The following is a 16,039-nucleotide window of genomic DNA, read 5'->3' on the forward strand; positions in this document are numbered from 1 at the left end:
CTGCGGGTTCGAACGCCGGTCGCGGTCAGGACCGGCCGGCCTCGCGGGCCACCTTCTCAAGCCGGTCGTGGTAGTGCGCCCACGACGCCTCGTCGCCCGGAGCCATGTTGTCCATGTCCGCCCGCAGGCCGACGGCCCCGTCGATCAGCTCCCGGACGATGTCGGCGTGCCCGGCGTGCCGGTTGGTCTCGGCGATCATGTGGATCAGGATCAGGTGCAGTGTGACCTCGCTGCGCTCCGGCGGCCACCACGACACCCGTCCGACGGAGTCCAGCGCGAGCGTGCCGATCGTGGTGTCCGCGTGCGCGCACGCCCGGCGGTAGAGCGCGACGATCCCCTCGCGGGTCTCGCTCTCGTCGGCCCACATGTCCGCGTTGGGTTCGGCCTCCTCGGACATCCACGGCAGCGCCTCGCCGTACGGCCTTCCGAAGGTGTCGCCGAAGTAGGCGGCCTCGACCCCGGCCAGGTGTTTCACCAGGCCGAGCAGGTTGGTGCCCGTCGGGGTGAGCGGCCGGCGGGCGTCGTACTCCGACAGTCCGTCGAGCTTCCACACCATGGCGTCACGGGCGCGCTGAAGGTAACGGTGAAGATCCGTCTTCACGCCTGACTCCGTCATATCCGGTGTCCCTTTCTGTGGACGTTCTCCACGGTCACGATCCGGTCCGCGACCACAACCAGACGCCTTGTTCGACCAGCAACCCGCCGACGACCACGACCGCCCCGGGAACCCACATCGGCCCCGACCCTTTCCAGGACAACACCAGAGAATCTGGGCGATGTGACGACTTTCCCCCTCCCCAATGTCCCATGAACGCCTGGTCCAGGGGGCCAGAGGAAAGGCGATGGAACCCCACAGATGGGGTTCCGAATGTTCTCAGACATACAAATGATTGAGGGAGATGAGGTCGGCGGACTCCTGTTGGGCTGCCTGGAGGAGCTCGCCGGTGAAGCCCGACCCCGAATAACACACCAGGCGGGTGTGAGAGGTGTCGTATCGATCACCCTGACTGATGAGATCACGGATGCGCCGCAGCCGTACGAGATGACTGTTCCCCATCGTCTCGTTCCACTTGACCTCGCCGATCGCCAGCAAAGGCGGTTTGCCGCCGTCGGCGTGTCCGATAACCGCGACGTCGACCTCATGGGTGGTCCGGTTCGCCGGGTCGTTGACGGTCCCGGCGGTCACCTGAACAGGCCAGCCGCCGAAACGTTCCTGCGCGAAGTGGAGCGTCCAGTCTCGGCACACCTGTTCGAAGTGCGGCCCGATGACGTTTGCAGCGAACCTTCGCTTGGAACGCTGCCAGATCCGGTCGGTCGCGGTCGCGCGCATGAGCTGTGGCCAGAAGGGACGCATCATCGCGTGGTAGAAGGTGAGCAACGGCTCCTTGATCCGGAAGTCGGTCCTGTTGCTACGGAAGGCGTCGGCTTCCCTGGCTATGAGCCCGGCATCCTCCAGGACCGTCAGAGGATGAGACAGTTCGTTGCTCTTGCGGCCGACGTATCCCGCGATGCCACCACGGGAGTTGTTTCCCTCAGCGATGGCGCTGAGCACTGAATGGTAGAGAGCCCCATCTCGCAGGACGGGTTCTTCCGCCAGGAGATATCTCGCCTCCAGGAACATCGGGCTTCCCGGAGACAGAATGGCCCGCACCACCCAGTCATCGAAGTCGCCCAGATCCCGAGGGGCGTCGTAACGGATCATCTCAGTTCGGTAGGCGGGAGTGCCGCCCACAACAGCGTGAACCAGCAGGGCGAGCCGGGGGTCGTTCAACTCCCAGAACCGGGCTGCGAGCCGATAGTCAAGGGTGTTCACCGGCAGGTCGAGTGAGGCTCGGCCACGCAGTGGGGCGTTGCCGGAAAGCAACCTCCCCATGAACGACATGGCGGAGCCGCACAGCAGCAGCCTGGTTCGCGAGTTCACACGTTCACTGCCGCGTGGTGTGTAGGCCGCCTGAATGATCGAGGGCAGTGCGGGGTTGGCCTGAGCGAGATAGGGAAACTCGTCGATCACCACAGGAACAGGGCGGTCCCGGCCGATCCGTAGCAGGACCTCGATCACGGCGGGCCAGTTTTTCGGAGTGAAGGGGATCGCCGAGTCGAGATAGCGGGTCAGCGCGTCTCCGATGAGGGACAAAGACTCGGAGTCGGTCGCCTCCTGGGCGGAGAAGTAGAAACCGCCCATTTCCTGACAGAGGGACTCCAGTAGGAAGCTCTTGCCCTGACGGCGGCGGCCTGACACGACGCCGAGCGTGGCACCTGGCTGCTTGTCCGTCGCGAACCTGACCAGCATCGACCACTCACGGTCGCGATCGAACATGTCAGCGGGCTTCTGCACCATGCCTCCAGCTGTGAGAAGTACAGTTATCATAACTACACTTCTCACAGCTCGGCCGACGTCAGAGGGCACGGTGTGCCAGGTCAGGCACCCTTCCGCAGGAACTCCCGTGCGCCGCGCAACCTGGTCCGCAGGTGTCGCCGGGTCTGGGAACAGTCCAGGCGGACGTCCAGGGGACGGCCCGAGGCGCTGCGGCCCGAGGGCAGGCGGGCCGGGTTCAGGCCGTCGCGTTCCGCGATCAGGAGGCCGAGGTCGTAGCGGCTCACCGCGTCGGCTCCGGCCACATGGTGGACCCCCGAGCGGCCGGAGGCGGCGAGCTCCAGCAGGGCCGAGGCCAGGTCGGAGACGTGCACGGGGCAGCGCACCTCGTCGGTGAACAGCGCTCCGGGCGCACGGCCCGCGGCCAGGGAGTGGACCATGGCCTCGTGGGAGGAGCCGCCGTCCCCGACGATCAGGGACGTCCTGGCGATCAGGGCTGAGGGGTCGATCACCTGCACGGCCACCTCGGCGGCCGCCTTCGCCGCTCCGTACGGGGTGATCGGGTCGGGGACGTTGTCCTCGGTGTAGGTGATCGCCCTGCCGGAGAACACGGCGTCACTGGACACGTGCACCAGGCGCCCGCCGTTCTCACGGGTGGCGGCGGCCACGTGGGCGGCGCCGAGCGCCGTGGTCGTCCAGTCGGCCTGGTTGTAGGCCGCGTTGACGACGACGTCGGGGGCGAAGGCCCTGATCAGGTCGGCCATGGCCGTACGGTCACGGACGTCGAGCGGTAGCCAGTCGGCCCCGGCCGTCGTTCCCGGGCGGTTCAGATAGGTCGCGGCGACGACATGGCCGGTGGCGGCCCGCCGTACGAGTTCGCCGCCGAGAAAGCCGCTGGCGCCTACGATGCAGATTCTCATGGGCCGTCACCGTAGCCAGAGACGGTGAGGTGTCACAGACCGGGACGCCGCCCTGTCTTTCAGGCAGGTCAAACTATGGCGAACCAGTCAGGTGCGAACGACAGGAGCAAGACCGTGCCACCAGCCAGCACGTCCGTCCGGATCCGGGTCCGGATGACCGCTCGTGCCATCGACGAGCCGCACCGCGTTTCCAGCCAGCTGGAGCTGCTGTTCGACCTCACCTTCGTGGTCGCGGTCGCGGCCGTCACCGCCCAGCTCGCGCACGCCGTCGCCGCCGGTCACGGCCTCACCGGGCTGGTGCCGTTCCTGCAGGTGTTCTTCGCGATCTGGTGGGCGTGGATGAACTTCACGTGGTTCGCCTCGTCCTACGACACCGACGACGTTCTCTACCGGCTGCTGACCATGGTCCAGATGGGCGGGGTGCTGACCCTCGCCGCCGGGGTGCCCGCGGCGGCCGACCACTCCGACTACGGGATCGTCACGCTGGGCTACATCATCATGAGGATCGGACTCGTCGCCCAGTGGGTGCGGGCCGGTCTCGAAGATCCGGCCGGTCGTCGCACCGCGCTGCGCTACGCCGCCGGCATCACCGTCCTGCAGGTCGGATGGGTGCTCCGGCTCGTCCTCGCGGACACGGGTGTCCTGCCGGAGTCGGCCTGGCTGCCGGCCTTCGTCTGCCTGGTCGTCCTGGAACTCGCGGTGCCGAGGTGGGCGGAACGGGTCAGGGCCACCAACTGGCACCCGCACCACATCGCCGAACGCTACGGCCTGTTCACGATCATCCTGCTCGGGGAGAGCGTGCTGGCCGCGAGCAGGGGAGTCGCGGGGGCGCTCGAAGCGGCGGAGATCAGGCCGTCCTTCGTGGTCATCGCCGTGTGCGCCCTCGTCCTGCTGTTCGCCCTGTGGTGGCTCTACTTCCTCATCGAGGCGGGGGAGGGTCTCAGTGACCGCCGTCATCGGTCGTATCTGTGGGGATACGGCCACTACGCCATCTTCGCGGCCCTGGCGGCTCTCGGCGCCGGGCTCGAAGTGGCGGTCGAACAGAGCGGGCACGTGGTGGCGGCGTCGCCGTCGGCCCTCGGCTACGCCGTCGCCATCCCGACCGGGGTGTATCTCGCCATGCTCTGGGCCATGCACGCCCTCGTCGCGGCGGAGCCCGTCGTCCGTCCCGTCCCGGCCCTGGGCGGTGTCGTCGTCGTCCTGGCGCTGCCCCTCGCGGCTCCCGCGATCGGGGTGGCCGCCGTGGTCGGGGCGATCACGGCCGTCTGCGTCCTGCTGGTCGCGGTGACGATCATCACCGCGAGGAGGGCGTCCCGGCAGGAGGCGGCGTAGCCGTCGAAAAGATTTTCACGACGGCTGTCACAGGCTCGGGGGCTGCCCTGTCTTAGCTGGCGACCGGTTGGCACACGAGTGCTCCGGCGGACAGAGGACAAGCGGAAAGGGTCTGCCATGAAGATCGTCGTAGTCGGTGGAACCGGCCTGATCGGGTCGAAGCTTGTGGCGAAACTGAACGAACACGGTCACCAGGCGGTGGCGGCGGCGCCGAGCACCGGGGTCAACACCCTCACCGGTGAAGGGCTTGCGGAGGTGTTGGCCGACACCCAGGTCGTGGTCGACGTGTCGAACTCCCCCTCGTTCGAGGCCACCGCGGTGATGGAGTTCTTCACGACCTCCACGGGCAACCTGCTGGCCGCGGAGGCGGCGGCGGGCGTCGGTCACCACGTCGCGGTCTCGGTGGTCGGCACGGAACGGCTGCCCGAGAACGGCTACTTCCGGGCGAAGATCGCCCAGGAACAGCTGATCGAGAAGTCGTCGATCCCGTTCTCCCTCGTCCACGCGACCCAGTTCTTCGAGTTCGTCCGGCACATCGCCGACGAGGCCACGGACGGCGACAAGGTACGGGTGGCGCCCGTGCGCTTCCAGCCCATGGCGGGCGACGAGGTCGCGCAGGAGGTCGGCAAGGTCGCGGTCGGCTCGCCGATCAACGGCAGGATCGAGATCGCCGGTCCAGAACAGTTCCAGATGGACGAGTTCTTCCGCGGCGTACTGGCCGAATGGGGCGACCCCCGCGAGGTGGTCACCGACCCGCACGCGCGCTACTTCGGCAGCGAGCTGGAGGAGCGGACCCTGGTGCCGGGCGAGGGCGCCACCCTCGGCCGGATCCGCTACCGCGACTGGCCGGGCCGTACGGCACAGGCCCAGGGCAGGTGAACCATGTCCGACAGCACACGGAAACCAAGATCGAACGCATGGCGAACGGCGTTGACCGTGCTGCAGGAAGCAGAACCGCCGTTCATCCCGCAGGGCGCGCACGCGATGACCGTGGTGATCGAGTTCCCGCCCGGTGACCCGGGCACTCCGCCACACCGCCACTCGGGACCGGCGTTCGGCTACGTCCTGGAGGGCGAGATGCTGTTCGAGGTGGAAGGTGAGCCCGAGCGCGTCGTCCGCGCCGGGGAGGTCTTCTGGGAGCCGGGCGGCGACGTCATTCACTACCAGGACGGCAACAACCGCGACGACGTCCCGCTGCGGTTCACCGTCACGATGCTGTGCGAGCCGGGCAAGCCGATGCTCACCCTCGTCGACGAGGAAGAACTCGCCCAGCGCGGGGATCGCCGCGCCCCACGCCCGGCCTGACCCCGCCCCACCCCGCCCGCACGCCGTACGGCGGAGCGCTCGAACCACACGCGGAGGAAAGATGAGCACCCCGAACGCCGAGAACGAGTTCCTGTACGAACTCCAGGCCGAGGTCGAGATCGAACTGACCCAGGTCGAGGCGAGCCACCCCGAGGAGGTGGCCGGACTGCCGGTCACCGACTGGCTGTTCGACCCCACCGACGCCGAGCGCGAGGAGATCGGTCTGCGGGGCCTGCTCGAAGCGGTCGAGGTGCTGGAGGACGACTCCCGGCCCGGCGGTCACGGTGCCTGAACACCCGGTCCGCGACGGCCAGGGCGTCGACAGGGGCATCGAGACACTCGACAGCCTCAGGGAACACCTGCAGTGGGCGATCGAGCTGGAACACGCGACGCTGCCGCCGTACCTGTGCGCGCTGTACTCGCTGGACCCGGAGCGCAACCGGGAGGCCGTCGAGGTGGTGGGCAGCGTCTTCGCCGAGGAGATGCTGCACCTGACGCTGGCGGCGAACCTGCTCAACGCCGTCGGCGGCAGGCCGCGCCTTGACACCCCGGAGATGCTGCCGCCGCATCCCCGGCGACTGCCCCACAGCGACATCGAACTGTCCCTGGTCCCCTTCGGGCCGGAGGCACTGGAGATGTTCCTGCGGATCGAACGGCCCGCGCCCGCCGGCGCCGTGGCGGAGAGCGACGGTTACGAGACGATCGGGCAGTTCTACGCCGCCGTCGAACAGGGGCTGCGGCTGCTGTGCGACCGGCTCGGCGAACAGGAGGTCTTCCGCGGAGACCCCGCACGCCAGGTGCACGCGGGCCACTTCCGGCACACCGCCGGACGGCTGGTCGTCGTCGACGGTCTGAAGTCCGCGCTGGCGGCGCTGGCGGAGATCGTCGAACAGGGCGAGGGCATGGACCACGGCGAGGTCTGGGACGGCGACCGGAACGTCTTCCACCCGGAACGGGACGAGGTCGCGCACTACTACCGGTTCCAGGAGCTGAAGGCGGGCCGCCGCTACCGACGTGGCGACACCCCGCGGTCCGGACCGACCGGTGAGGCCGTCTCCGTCGACCTGGCCGGGGTGCGTCCGATGCGGCGCGACCCCAGGCCCGCGCCGCCCGGCAGCGCCGCCCGCGTCGCGCAGGAGGAGTTCAACCACACCTACTGCGCCCTTCTGCACCTGCTGGAACAGGCGTTCAACGGCAGCCCGAAGATGCTCTCGGTCGCCACCGGCACCATGTACGCGCTCAGGGCGCAGGCCCAGGCCCTGATGGAGATGCCCGACGCCGGTCCCACCTTCGAGTACGTGGAGCCCGAACTGCGCCGGTGGAGCGTGGGTGACCGGCGGCGGATCGTCGTCCTGCGCGACGGCCCCTACGTGGTGTACGGCGGCGTGCCCCTCAGACGCAAGCGGAAGATCGTCTCCGCCGGGAACGGCGCGCTGACCTGGCAGACCCACGAGCACCTGGAGACCGAGGACACCTACGCGCTGTGCCGCTGCGGGCATTCCTCGTCGAAGCCGTTCTGCGACGGGACCCACGCGGTGGTCGGGTTCGACGGCACGGAGGCCGCCGCCGCTCCGCCGTACAGGGAGACGCAGCACGTGCACGACGGGGTGGGCATCTCGGCTCAGCGGGTGGGGGAGCTGTGCGTCCACGCGGCCTTCTGCGTCGGGCGGACCAGGCCGATCGCCGAGATGCTCGCCGACACCGACGACAGCGACGTGCGCTCCGACATCATGGGCCGCATCGACCACTGTCCCTCCGGCTCCTACAGCTACGCCCTGAGCCGTGGCGGCGAGACGATCGAACCCGATCTCCCGCAGGCCGTCTCGGTCCTTGAGGAGGAGAACGGCCTGGCCAGCGCGCTGTGGGTCACCGGCGGGGTGCCGGTCACCCGCTCCGACGGGCAGCCGCTGGAGACCCGCAACAGGATGACGCTGTGCCGCTGCGGACACTCCGGCAACAAACCGCTGTGCGACGGCACCCACCGGAAGATCGACTTCCGGGAGGAGCCGGGGTCGCTGTGCGATGGTGGGGCGTAGGCCGTTCCGGCCGGTCATGTGACGGATCACCGGTCGGCCGGGGAATCAATGTGGACAAGCTATCGCCGACGCGTCGAAGGCACGGGTGAACATGCGTACGGAATCCCTGGAACAGGTCGCCTCCGCGTTCGTCGAGCTGCGTCCGCGCCTGTTCGGCATCGCCTACCGGATGCTCGGCAGCGTGACGGAGGCCGAGGACATCCTCCAGGAGGTCTGGATGCGCTGGCAGAACACCGACCGCGCGACCGTCGAGAACCCCTCGGCCTTCCTGGCGTTGATCACCACCCGCCTGTCCATCAACGTCATCCAGTCCGCCCGTTCGCGCCGCGAGGCCTACATAGGGCCGTGGCTCCCCGAACCCGTCGACACCAGCCTCGACCCCACCCTGGGCGCCGAACGCGGGGAGGCACTCGAATTCGCCTTCCTGCTGTTGCTGGAACGGCTCACCCCGACGGAACGGGCCGCCTACGTGCTCCGTGAGGCCTTCGTCTACCCCTATCCGCAGATCGCGGAGATCCTCCAGCTCAGCCAGGTCAACGTCCGCCAGCTCGTGAGCCGCGCCCGCAAACGCCTGACCACCGAGCGCCGCGAACCCATCGACAAGACGGAGCACCGGCGCCTGCTGAAGGTCTTCCTCGCCGCCGCCGAGACGGGGAACGTCGCCGCCCTCGAAGATCTCTTCGCGGCGGACGTCATCAGCTCCTCCGACGGGGACGGCATGAGAGGTTCGGCGCGCTTCCCCATCACGGGCGGCACCCGGGTGGCGAAGTTCGTCGCCACCTACGCGCCACGGTTCTGGCCGGGCGCCGACATCACCTGGGTCGAGGCGAACGGCCGGGCCGGGGTGATCGTCCCCCGCAACCACGGCACCACCTTCCTCACCATCGACGCCTCCCCACAGGGCATCCACCACGTCATGTGGGTCGTCAACCCGGCCAAACTCGACGCGTTCGAACGCTCGCGGCCTCGCACGGCCGGGGCGGTGGGACATGGCTGAGGTGAGTGCCGGGACGCTGGCGGAGATGCTCAACGAACGCCGGCACCTGATCGAGATCGCCCTGTGGATGCTGGGCTCGGAACCCATGGCCGACCGGATCGTCCAGGAGACCTACCGCCGCTGGTACACCCTCGACGACGCGGAACGCGGCGCCATCACGGTGCCCCGCGCCTGGCTGACGAAGGTGGCTGGAGGCATCTGCCTCGAACTCCTCGCCACCCCGGCTCCGGCTCCCGTCCTTCCTGAGCACGTGGCCCTTCCCGGCGCCCCTGCTCCTGCCCTTGGCTATGGGCCTGTTCCCGGCCCTGCCCCCATTCCTGTTTCCGGCCAGATGCCTGCTCCCTGTCACGCCTCCACCTCTGCTCCTGGCCGTATGCCTGTTCCCGGCCCTGCCCCCATTCCTGCTCCCGTTCACATCCCTGTTCCCGGCCCTGCCCCCATTCCTGTTTCTGGCCACGCGCCACAATCCGACATCGTCGTTCCGGCACGCCGGTCCGAGTCCGCCGCCGACCCGGAGCACCGGCCGGAACCCGTCAACCCCGCACGTCCGCCCGCCCTCTCCATGGATCCCGGGAGTCGGCGGACCCTCCCCGTCGGTTCCGCGCGTCCGCAGGCTCTCGCCGAGCACGACCGTGTCGTACGGCGGTTCGCCCAACTTTGGGACCTGGGGGACGTGACGGCACTGCGGGAGATCCTGGCCGTGGACGTGACAGCCGTGAGCGACGGAGGCGGCAACCTGCGCGCCGCCGTACATCCCGTTCACGGGGCGGACGCGGTCGCCTGCTTCGTCGTCGCCTTGCTGACCGGCCAGTCCGGCACCGAGGTGACCGCCGGGTCGGTGAACGGCCGGACGGGCCTGGTGCTGCGCCAGGCTGGTCAGGCCGTGGCGGTGGTCGGCATGAGCGTCGCCGGGGCCCGGGTCACCGCCGTGTGGATCGTGCTGAACCCCGACAAACTGCGGCCGTGGCATCGTCCGCCGCCACGGGAGGCGTACCGGTGAACGACCCGATCCTGTCCACGGACCACGACTACGACGGCTCGGCGTTCAAACCGCTCTACGTCACGAGTGTCGAGGTGAGCGGCGGCAGCTCCGCCCACGGCCGGGCCACCGGCCGGGCCCGCTCCGCGGACGGCGCCCTTGACCTGGAGCTGCGGATGCCCGAGGAACTGGGCGGCGACGCCACGGGGCCGAACCCCGAACAGCTCTTCGCCGCGGGCTACGCCGCCTGCTTCCACGGCGCCCTCAGCCTGCTGGCCCGCCGGCACCACCTCGACCCCGCGGCGATCACGGTCGAGGCGACCGTCGCCTTCGGCCGCGACCCGGCGGACGGCGGCTACCAGCTCCGCGCCGACCTCGTCGTCACCTGGCCCGGAGTCACCCCCGACAGGGCCAACCCCCTCCTCATCCAGGCGACCGCCCTGTGCCCCTACACCAAAATGACCCGCCAGGGCATCCCCACGACCCTCACCCTCGCCCCCTGAGCTTCGGTCATCCCTCTTGAGGCCGGTACGGCGGGCGGCGGAACGTCATCCCACCCGTCGCCCCGCCGTACCTCATGAGCGTGCGGCTCGGGTGGAGGGGCCTGGGCCACACGCCCCTCGCAGACGGGCTCCCACGCACGCAGGGCGTGTCGGGCAAGGAGGGAGTCGTCTGGCGCACCGGCCTTCCGCCCCGGGAGGGAGGCAGGTTCTCCTCCGGGGTGCCCGGTCACCGGCTCCCCGGCTCGGGCCGGGCACCCGCTCTACCCGGGCGCCCGCCCTACGCAAAATGCCCGGCCTCTCCGAGCTCCGGGCCTTACACGGCCTTGTGCAGGCTTATGTGAAGGCCCGCGGTCGCTCCGAAACCCCGGGACTCACGGCCCGCATGAAGGACCTCGGGAAATTCCGGCCCGGACGAAAGTTCCCGGGAATTCCGGCCCGGGTGAGGAGTCCCGACTTCACGGATCGAACAACGTGTGTCCCTGTCCGCCCTCCGAGTCGGGACGACCACGACCGACGAAGAACGACGGTTGACCGACCTGCTCATCGGCGCCCACCCCGCCTGGCGATACAGGCCATGGGATCCCTGCCCGCGCGAGGGTGCTGGGACGTGCTCCCCGCACGTGCGGGGAGCACGTCGGTCAGCGGGACTCGTCGGTCTCGGGGCGGGGGGCGCCGGCTTTGAGCCAGTTGTAGAGGGCTTCGCCGGGGCAGTCGGTCGAGTAGCCGTCGCGGTGGCCCTTGATCTCGTTGCCCGCGCCGCCGTGTTCGCGGAGGTAGTCGATCGCGTCGAGGATGCCCAGCAGCATGTCGCCGGGCGGCTGGGTCAGGCCGGAGGTGCCGATGAGTCCCAGGACGGCGTAGTGGTCGGAGTTGAGTCCGGCGCCGTTGGCGGCGGGGAGGTGCCCGGCGCCCCGGCCCTGGAAGATCGTGCGGTGCGGGCAGACCACCAGCGAGTAGCCGATGTCGATCCAGCCGTTGCCGTCCATGTGGTGGTCCTGGATCGCCTTGACCGTGGCCACGCACCTGGCGTGCTCCCTGGCCAGGGCGGGATCGACGTGGTCGCCGGTGTAGTGGATCTTGACACCCTTGGTGTGGGTGAGCGTGGTGTAGGCGTCCTTGGGAGGCCTGGCCCCCCAGTCACGGCGGCTGAGCATGCTCATGGGCATCTCCTCTGTCGGTGTTCGGACTCACGGTGTCGTTCCGGATCGTGGCCTTGTTCTGGGGTGGCACCCCGCACGAGCTCACGGTTTCGTTCCAGGTCACGGCCTTGCTCCGAGGCGCCGCCCCGAACAGGCTCGTGACGCCGTGCGGGCCGTACGTGATGGTGGGCCGGGTCACGCGTGTTCTTCCTCGTCGTCGATGTCGGGGACCAGGCCCACATGGGTGAGCTGCCGGGTCAGCCTGGCGACCTGCCGTTGCAGGGTGCGGATCTGCTCCGCCTGGCGTGCGATCTCGGCCTGCATGCGCATCTGGGTGTCCACGTCGAAGGCGCTCGCCCGTTGGTAGGCACCCTGTTCGACCTGGCGGAGCGCCGCGCGTTCGGCGGCGGCCTCCTGGTCCTCCGCGGCTCTTCTGGCCTGTCGGGCGGTGTAGACGGTGGAAAGCAGGCCGGCCAGCGCGCCCGCAGCGCCGACGATGACGCCAGGGTCCATTCAGTGCCCCCGTTCTATTGGCTCGGGCCAGCGCGACAGGCGCAGGATGAGACTCGCGACCGCCACCTGCACGACGCAGGCCCAGTACGCCTGGGGGATCGCCCCCCTGAGGCCGCCCACCAGGTGGATCACGGCCCAGGCGACCAGGACGCCTGCGGCGAGGGCGAAGGCCACCCAGTCGGTCACGGTGAAGGCCTGGATGCCGCACATGATCGCGCAGGCGGCCCAGGGAACGGCCAGCATCCCGAGTGGGGCGACGCTGGCGAGGTAGACGTAGGTGGGGGTTCTGGTGACCAGGGGGTCGGGCCAGGCGAGTCGGATCGCCTGACTGCCGCTCCACAGCGCCAGGAACAGCAACACCGATCCGCGGAAGCCGACCCGGCGGTCGAATCGGTGAATGAGCCGGCGCATCACGTCAGTGCCGTCCCCGGGGGCCGCTCCAGAAGGAGACGGAGCGTGGTCCGGTCGACATCGGCTTTCCTTTCCTAGGGCGTGCCGTGCACGACGTCTATGCAGAGAGTGACTAATGTAATACGGAAAGTACAGATAGCGAGCCGATTCTTGGGCTTCCGGTAAGGGGCCAGTGACTCTTCCGCCACGCACCGCGACGCACCGTGGGCGCCATGTTTCCCCACCCGTATTCTTGGGCCGTGGGAAGACCGTCACAGCACGATGTCGACCGGCTCCTCGACGCCGCGGTGCGGCTGGCCGCGCAGTCGGGGCCGGGGAGCGTCACCATGGCGGCGGTCGCCCGTGAGGCGGGCGCGCCGAGCGGTTCGGTCTACCACCGCTTCCCCAGCAGGGCGGCTCTGCTCGCCGCGCTGTGGCTGCGCACCGTCGACCGTTTCCAGGAGGGTTTCCTGGCCGCGACGCACGAGGAGCCGCCGGAGCGGGCCGTCATGGCGGCGGCCGGTCACGTCGTCGCGTGGAGCCGGGCCAACCCGCTCCAGGCCCGCGTCCTGTTGTACGGCCCTGCGGACTTCGGCGAGTCCGACTGGCCGCAGGACGCCCGCGAACGACTGAGGACCGGCAACCGCCGGATCGAGGAGGCCCTCGTCGCCCTGGCCAGGCGCCTCGGGCCGGGCACGCCGCCGGAGATCGAGCGGCTGGTGCTGGCGACCGTCGATCTTCCCTACGCCACGGTGCGCCGTCACCACCAGGCGGGCGGTTCCATTCCCGCCCACGCCGAGGACCTCGTCGCCCGATGCGCGGGCCTGCTGCTGGCCCAGCCGGTCACCGGTGGCTGACGACGTTGACGACCTTGCCGCTCGGGTCGAGCACGAAGAACCGGCGCACCCCCCACGGTTCGTCCCGCAGGGAGTGCACGATCTTCGCGCCCCGCGCGACCAGCGCCTCGTGGACCGCGTCCACGTCGTCCACCTCGACGCTGACGTCGGGGTGCACCGTGGCGGTCGCCTCCTGTTCCATCAGGATGACCTGCGCCGTCGGGTTGGCCGGTGAGGCCATCGTCACGACCCACCCCAGGTCCATGACCTCGACGAGGCCGAGCAGGCCGTAGAAGTCACGGCTCTGCTCCATGGACTCCGTACGGATGTCCGGCACGACACGGCGGACGCTCATGGCTTCCTCCCCGGGGTGGTCTGCGGATCACCCTTTCATACCGGATCAGCGGGTACGGACCATCCTGAACCGGATGAGGGAGTCGTCGACGGTCTCCTCCGAGTAGGCGACGGCCTCGTTGCTCGCCGCGTAGTGGACCTCCCGCATCACGATGTACGGCGTGCCCGGCGCCATGTCGAGGCGGAACCCGGCGGCCTGCGGTACCACGGCGGGAACCAGTTCGACGAGGGAGTGGTCGATCTCCCGGCCCGGCCACGACCGGCTGAACTCGAAGATGGTGTCCGGGGGGTCGAAGCGGCGCCCCGCGACCAGCCTGCGCCGTACCTCCTCGGCGACGAAGCCGAGCGGCACCTCCTGCGACAGGTGCACCGCCGGGCGCCCGTCGGCGAAGATGACCTTGTCGTGCGCCACCATCGGGGTGTCCTCGCCGATTCCTAGGGCCGCCATGCCCGCGGGGGTCGGGTGTTCGCGCACCTCGAAGCGCTGTTCGACGCGCACCTCGTCGTGGTTGGCCTCAAGCAGGCCGCGGAAGCCGACCAGGCGGTGCAGCAGGATGCTCTCGCGCCCGACGTGGGGGCGGATCTGGGTACCCCTGGCCGGTGCCCTGCTGACGACGCCGAGCCGTCCGAGCGTCTGCAGCGCCGTACGGATGGTGGTGCGGCTGACGCCGAGCTGGGCGGCGAGGTCGGGTTCGTTGGGCAGGCGGTCACCGGGGAAGCGGCGCTCCATGATGGCTTCGAGGAGGGCACGGGTGGTCCGTTCGGCCAGGGAGCCGTTGCCGACGCGTGGTAACCCACCCGCGGCGCCACGCGGGGTGCGGCGGACCGGCGAGCCGCTCATCTTGTTTCCCCCTTGGGTCGGCATTCGCGGCGGACTACCACTGACCGGGACATTTCCATTGATCGTATCGAGACCGTCGCCCCTCGCGGGTCCGTTCCACGGCTCAGGGGCGTTTCAGGTGGTGCAGGACGAGGCCGCGGGTCCTCTCGTCCAGGCCGCCGAGCAGCCGTTCGGCGAGTCCGGCGGGGAGGTTCCGCAGCGCCGTGGCGACGACCGCGGGCGGCACGTAACAGAGAACGTCGCAGGCCCGTCGTAGCGGCATGGCCTCGACGAGCCGGGCGGCGGCCGGGGTTCCGGAGAGTTCCCTGACGATCCCGGCGGCGGTGCGGACGTGGGAGTGGGCGAGGATCCGCGCCGCCTCACCGGAGGGCAGCGCGCCGACGATCGCGGAGGCCTCCTCAAGACGGATGTAGTCCACCACGCGGCCCGCCCTGGCGGCGGACATCATCTGCAACATCGAGGCGGCCCGTGCGGGGGCGACGGCCATCCGTTCCAGCAGGCCGCCGACGTCCCTCACCTGTAGCCCCACGAGGACGGCGGCGGCCTGGCTCTCGGGGAGTTCCAGCAGGATCCCTCCGGCGATCCGTGGCTCAAGCAGGGACACCACCTGCTGGGCGGTCTCCTTGGGCAGCGTCTCCAGGAGTCTCGCGGCGGGTCCGGCCGCCATGGCGCCCAGGCGTCGCGCGGCCTTCTGCGGGTCGACGGCGCGTCGCTCCGTGACCTGACGGTCCTGACGCTTCGGAGGCTCCCGGCGTTCCGGTCGTTCCCGAGGCGGCGGCGGGGGGATCGGGCCCGCGGAGACCGACCTCAGGACACGGGCGAGTTCGTCGGCGCTCATCCGCCTGGCCGGGTCCTTCTCCAGCAGGCGTACGACCGCCTCGGACAGCCGCCCCCGGCGGGAGAGCGGCGGCGGTGGCTGGGTGAGGACGGCGCCCATGGTCGCGGCGGCGTTGTCGCGGCGGAACGGGGAGTATCCCTCAAGCGCGTGGAAGAAGGTGACGCCGAGGGACCACAGGTCGGCGGGCGGGCCGGTTCGTCCACCGTTGACGCGTTCCGGCGCCATGAAGTCCGGGGTGCCCGCCAGGGCGTTGTGGGTGGTGAGGCCGCTCAGACCGTCGATCTGGGCGATGCCGAAGTCCACCAGGAACACCTCGCCCTCCTCGCTGATCACGATGTTGGCGGGTTTGACGTCGCGGTGCACGACTCCGGCGCGGTGCGCGGCGCTCAGCGCCTCCAGCACACGGGTGCCGATCCTGGCCAGTTCGCGCTCGCCGAGCCCGCCGTCCTCGATCAGGTTCAGAAGCGAGCGGCCCTTGATGTAGGCCATGACGATCCAGGGCCTGCCCTCTTCGAGGAACACGTCGTAGATCTCGACGATGCCGGGGTGGCCGACGCTCGCCGCGGCGCGCGCCTCGCGCAGCGCCCGCTCGGTGCGTACGGACAGGTCCTCCCCGTACGGCGTCAGCACGACCTCCTTGAGCGCCACGTGGCGGTCGAGCACCATGTCCCTGGCCAGCCAGATGGCGCCCATGCCCCCCTGGGCAAGTGTGGACAGCAGGCGATAACGGCTTTTGATCAAA

18 protein-coding genes are annotated in these 16,039 nt (G+C 69.7%); 9 read left to right on the forward strand and 9 right to left on the reverse strand.

Going from position 1 to position 16,039, the window contains the following annotated elements; genetic code table 11:
* Positions 1-25: 25 nt before the first annotated feature.
* The 3 genes from ACFYY8_RS36860 to ACFYY8_RS36870 all read right to left on the reverse strand — a co-directional run bounded on the left by ACFYY8_RS36860 (position 26) and on the right by ACFYY8_RS36870 (position 3,234).
* Positions 26-601, reverse strand: a complete 576-nt coding sequence (locus ACFYY8_RS36860) for a DinB family protein (protein ID WP_390049249.1) — start codon at positions 599-601, stop codon at positions 26-28.
* A gap of 273 nt (positions 602-874) precedes the next feature.
* Entirely contained in the window at positions 875-2,338 is a 1,464-nt protein-coding gene (locus tag ACFYY8_RS36865) for an ATP-binding protein (RefSeq protein ID WP_390049251.1), read from the reverse strand.
* An 80-nt stretch (positions 2,339-2,418) separates the two neighbouring features.
* The gene (locus ACFYY8_RS36870) at positions 2,419-3,234 is read right to left on the reverse strand and encodes an SDR family oxidoreductase (protein ID WP_390049253.1); all 816 of its coding nucleotides are present in this window, start codon (positions 3,232-3,234) and stop codon (positions 2,419-2,421) included.
* A 153-nt stretch (positions 3,235-3,387) separates the two neighbouring features.
* Here ACFYY8_RS36870 and ACFYY8_RS36875 point away from each other — a divergent pair, with 153 nt between their 5' ends.
* The 8 genes from ACFYY8_RS36875 to ACFYY8_RS36910 all read left to right on the forward strand — a co-directional run bounded on the left by ACFYY8_RS36875 (position 3,388) and on the right by ACFYY8_RS36910 (position 10,386).
* On the forward strand, positions 3,388-4,566 hold the full coding sequence (locus ACFYY8_RS36875) for a low temperature requirement protein A (RefSeq protein WP_390049255.1): 1,179 nt from the start codon (positions 3,388-3,390) through the stop codon (positions 4,564-4,566).
* A gap of 117 nt (positions 4,567-4,683) precedes the next feature.
* Entirely contained in the window at positions 4,684-5,445 is a 762-nt protein-coding gene (locus ACFYY8_RS36880; protein ID WP_390049257.1) for an SDR family oxidoreductase, read from the forward strand.
* 57 nt (positions 5,446-5,502) lie between these two features.
* On the forward strand, positions 5,503-5,871 hold the full coding sequence (locus ACFYY8_RS36885) for a cupin domain-containing protein (protein ID WP_390049299.1): 369 nt from the start codon (positions 5,503-5,505) through the stop codon (positions 5,869-5,871).
* A 61-nt stretch (positions 5,872-5,932) separates the two neighbouring features.
* Positions 5,933-6,163 (forward strand): hypothetical protein, encoded by a 231-nt coding sequence (locus ACFYY8_RS36890; RefSeq protein ID WP_352012947.1) that lies wholly within the window; start codon positions 5,933-5,935, stop codon positions 6,161-6,163.
* Positions 6,156-7,907 carry a ferritin-like domain-containing protein gene (locus ACFYY8_RS36895; protein WP_390049259.1) on the forward strand — a complete coding sequence of 584 codons (1,752 nt, stop codon included), beginning with the start codon at positions 6,156-6,158 and terminating at the stop codon, positions 7,905-7,907. Before ACFYY8_RS36890 ends, ACFYY8_RS36895 begins: the two co-directional genes overlap by 8 nt.
* A 91-nt stretch (positions 7,908-7,998) precedes the next feature.
* Positions 7,999-8,904, forward strand: coding sequence for an RNA polymerase sigma-70 factor (locus tag ACFYY8_RS36900; protein WP_390049261.1), 906 nt, complete (start codon positions 7,999-8,001; stop codon positions 8,902-8,904).
* A complete protein-coding gene (locus tag ACFYY8_RS36905; protein WP_390049263.1) occupies positions 8,897-9,904 on the forward strand; it encodes a hypothetical protein in 1,008 nt (335 codons plus the stop codon). Before ACFYY8_RS36900 ends, ACFYY8_RS36905 begins: the two co-directional genes overlap by 8 nt.
* Complete coding sequence (locus ACFYY8_RS36910; protein WP_390049265.1) at positions 9,901-10,386, forward strand: Ohr family peroxiredoxin; 486 nt, start codon at positions 9,901-9,903, stop codon at positions 10,384-10,386. Before ACFYY8_RS36905 ends, ACFYY8_RS36910 begins: the two co-directional genes overlap by 4 nt.
* 638 nt (positions 10,387-11,024) lie before the next feature.
* Here the strand turns inward: ACFYY8_RS36910 and ACFYY8_RS36915 are convergent.
* The 3 genes from ACFYY8_RS36915 to ACFYY8_RS36925 all read right to left on the reverse strand — a co-directional run bounded on the left by ACFYY8_RS36915 (position 11,025) and on the right by ACFYY8_RS36925 (position 12,449).
* Positions 11,025-11,546 carry a peptidoglycan recognition family protein gene (locus ACFYY8_RS36915; RefSeq protein WP_390049267.1) on the reverse strand — a complete coding sequence of 174 codons (522 nt, stop codon included), beginning with the start codon at positions 11,544-11,546 and terminating at the stop codon, positions 11,025-11,027.
* Between the two features lie 174 nt (positions 11,547-11,720).
* Entirely contained in the window at positions 11,721-12,038 is a 318-nt protein-coding gene (locus ACFYY8_RS36920; RefSeq protein WP_352012954.1) for a hypothetical protein, read from the reverse strand.
* Positions 12,039-12,449 (reverse strand): hypothetical protein, encoded by a 411-nt coding sequence (locus ACFYY8_RS36925; RefSeq protein WP_390049269.1) that lies wholly within the window; start codon positions 12,447-12,449, stop codon positions 12,039-12,041. It abuts the gene before it with no gap.
* A gap of 239 nt (positions 12,450-12,688) precedes the next feature.
* On the opposite strand from ACFYY8_RS36925, the gene ACFYY8_RS36930 reads away from it, so the two are divergent.
* Positions 12,689-13,285: a TetR/AcrR family transcriptional regulator gene (locus ACFYY8_RS36930; protein WP_390049271.1), complete on the forward strand. Its 597-nt coding sequence runs from the start codon at positions 12,689-12,691 to the stop codon at positions 13,283-13,285.
* Here the strand turns inward: ACFYY8_RS36930 and ACFYY8_RS36935 are convergent.
* The 3 genes from ACFYY8_RS36935 to ACFYY8_RS36945 form a co-directional block, all read right to left on the reverse strand.
* On the reverse strand, positions 13,272-13,619 hold the full coding sequence (locus ACFYY8_RS36935; RefSeq protein WP_390049273.1) for a VOC family protein: 348 nt from the start codon (positions 13,617-13,619) through the stop codon (positions 13,272-13,274). The genes ACFYY8_RS36930 and ACFYY8_RS36935 overlap by 14 nt on opposite strands.
* Positions 13,620-13,664: 45 nt before the next feature.
* Positions 13,665-14,459 (reverse strand): GntR family transcriptional regulator, encoded by a 795-nt coding sequence (locus ACFYY8_RS36940; protein ID WP_390049275.1) that lies wholly within the window; start codon positions 14,457-14,459, stop codon positions 13,665-13,667.
* A gap of 103 nt (positions 14,460-14,562) precedes the next feature.
* Positions 14,563-16,038, reverse strand: a complete 1,476-nt coding sequence (locus ACFYY8_RS36945) for a protein kinase (protein WP_390049277.1) — start codon at positions 16,036-16,038, stop codon at positions 14,563-14,565.
* Position 16,039 lies beyond the last annotated feature (1 nt).

The organism is Streptosporangium sp. NPDC001559 (assembly GCF_042893955.1).
Lineage (GTDB): Bacteria > Actinomycetota > Actinomycetes > Streptosporangiales > Streptosporangiaceae > Streptosporangium.

Bases quoted from the DNA above. Each gene is read 5' to 3' on its own strand.
- ACFYY8_RS36915 (WP_390049267.1), bottom strand. From the start codon at position 11,546: ATGAGCATGCTCAGCCGCCGTGACTGGGGGGCCAGGCCTCCCAAGGAC.
- ACFYY8_RS36900 (WP_390049261.1), top strand. From the start codon at position 7,999: ATGCGTACGGAATCCCTGGAACAGGTCGCCTCCGCGTTCGTCGAGCTG.
- ACFYY8_RS36940 (WP_390049275.1), bottom strand. From the start codon at position 14,459: ATGAGCGGCTCGCCGGTCCGCCGCACCCCGCGTGGCGCCGCGGGTGGG.
- ACFYY8_RS36865 (WP_390049251.1), bottom strand. From the start codon at position 2,338: ATGGTGCAGAAGCCCGCTGACATGTTCGATCGCGACCGTGAGTGGTCG.
- ACFYY8_RS36925 (WP_390049269.1), bottom strand. From the start codon at position 12,449: ATGCGCCGGCTCATTCACCGATTCGACCGCCGGGTCGGCTTCCGCGGA.
- ACFYY8_RS36935 (WP_390049273.1), bottom strand. From the start codon at position 13,619: ATGAGCGTCCGCCGTGTCGTGCCGGACATCCGTACGGAGTCCATGGAG.
- ACFYY8_RS36920 (WP_352012954.1), bottom strand. From the start codon at position 12,038: ATGGACCCTGGCGTCATCGTCGGCGCTGCGGGCGCGCTGGCCGGCCTG.
- ACFYY8_RS36870 (WP_390049253.1), bottom strand. From the start codon at position 3,234: ATGAGAATCTGCATCGTAGGCGCCAGCGGCTTTCTCGGCGGCGAACTC.
- ACFYY8_RS36890 (WP_352012947.1), top strand. From the start codon at position 5,933: ATGAGCACCCCGAACGCCGAGAACGAGTTCCTGTACGAACTCCAGGCC.
- ACFYY8_RS36905 (WP_390049263.1), top strand. From the start codon at position 8,897: ATGGCTGAGGTGAGTGCCGGGACGCTGGCGGAGATGCTCAACGAACGC.
- ACFYY8_RS36880 (WP_390049257.1), top strand. From the start codon at position 4,684: ATGAAGATCGTCGTAGTCGGTGGAACCGGCCTGATCGGGTCGAAGCTT.
- ACFYY8_RS36875 (WP_390049255.1), top strand. From the start codon at position 3,388: ATGACCGCTCGTGCCATCGACGAGCCGCACCGCGTTTCCAGCCAGCTG.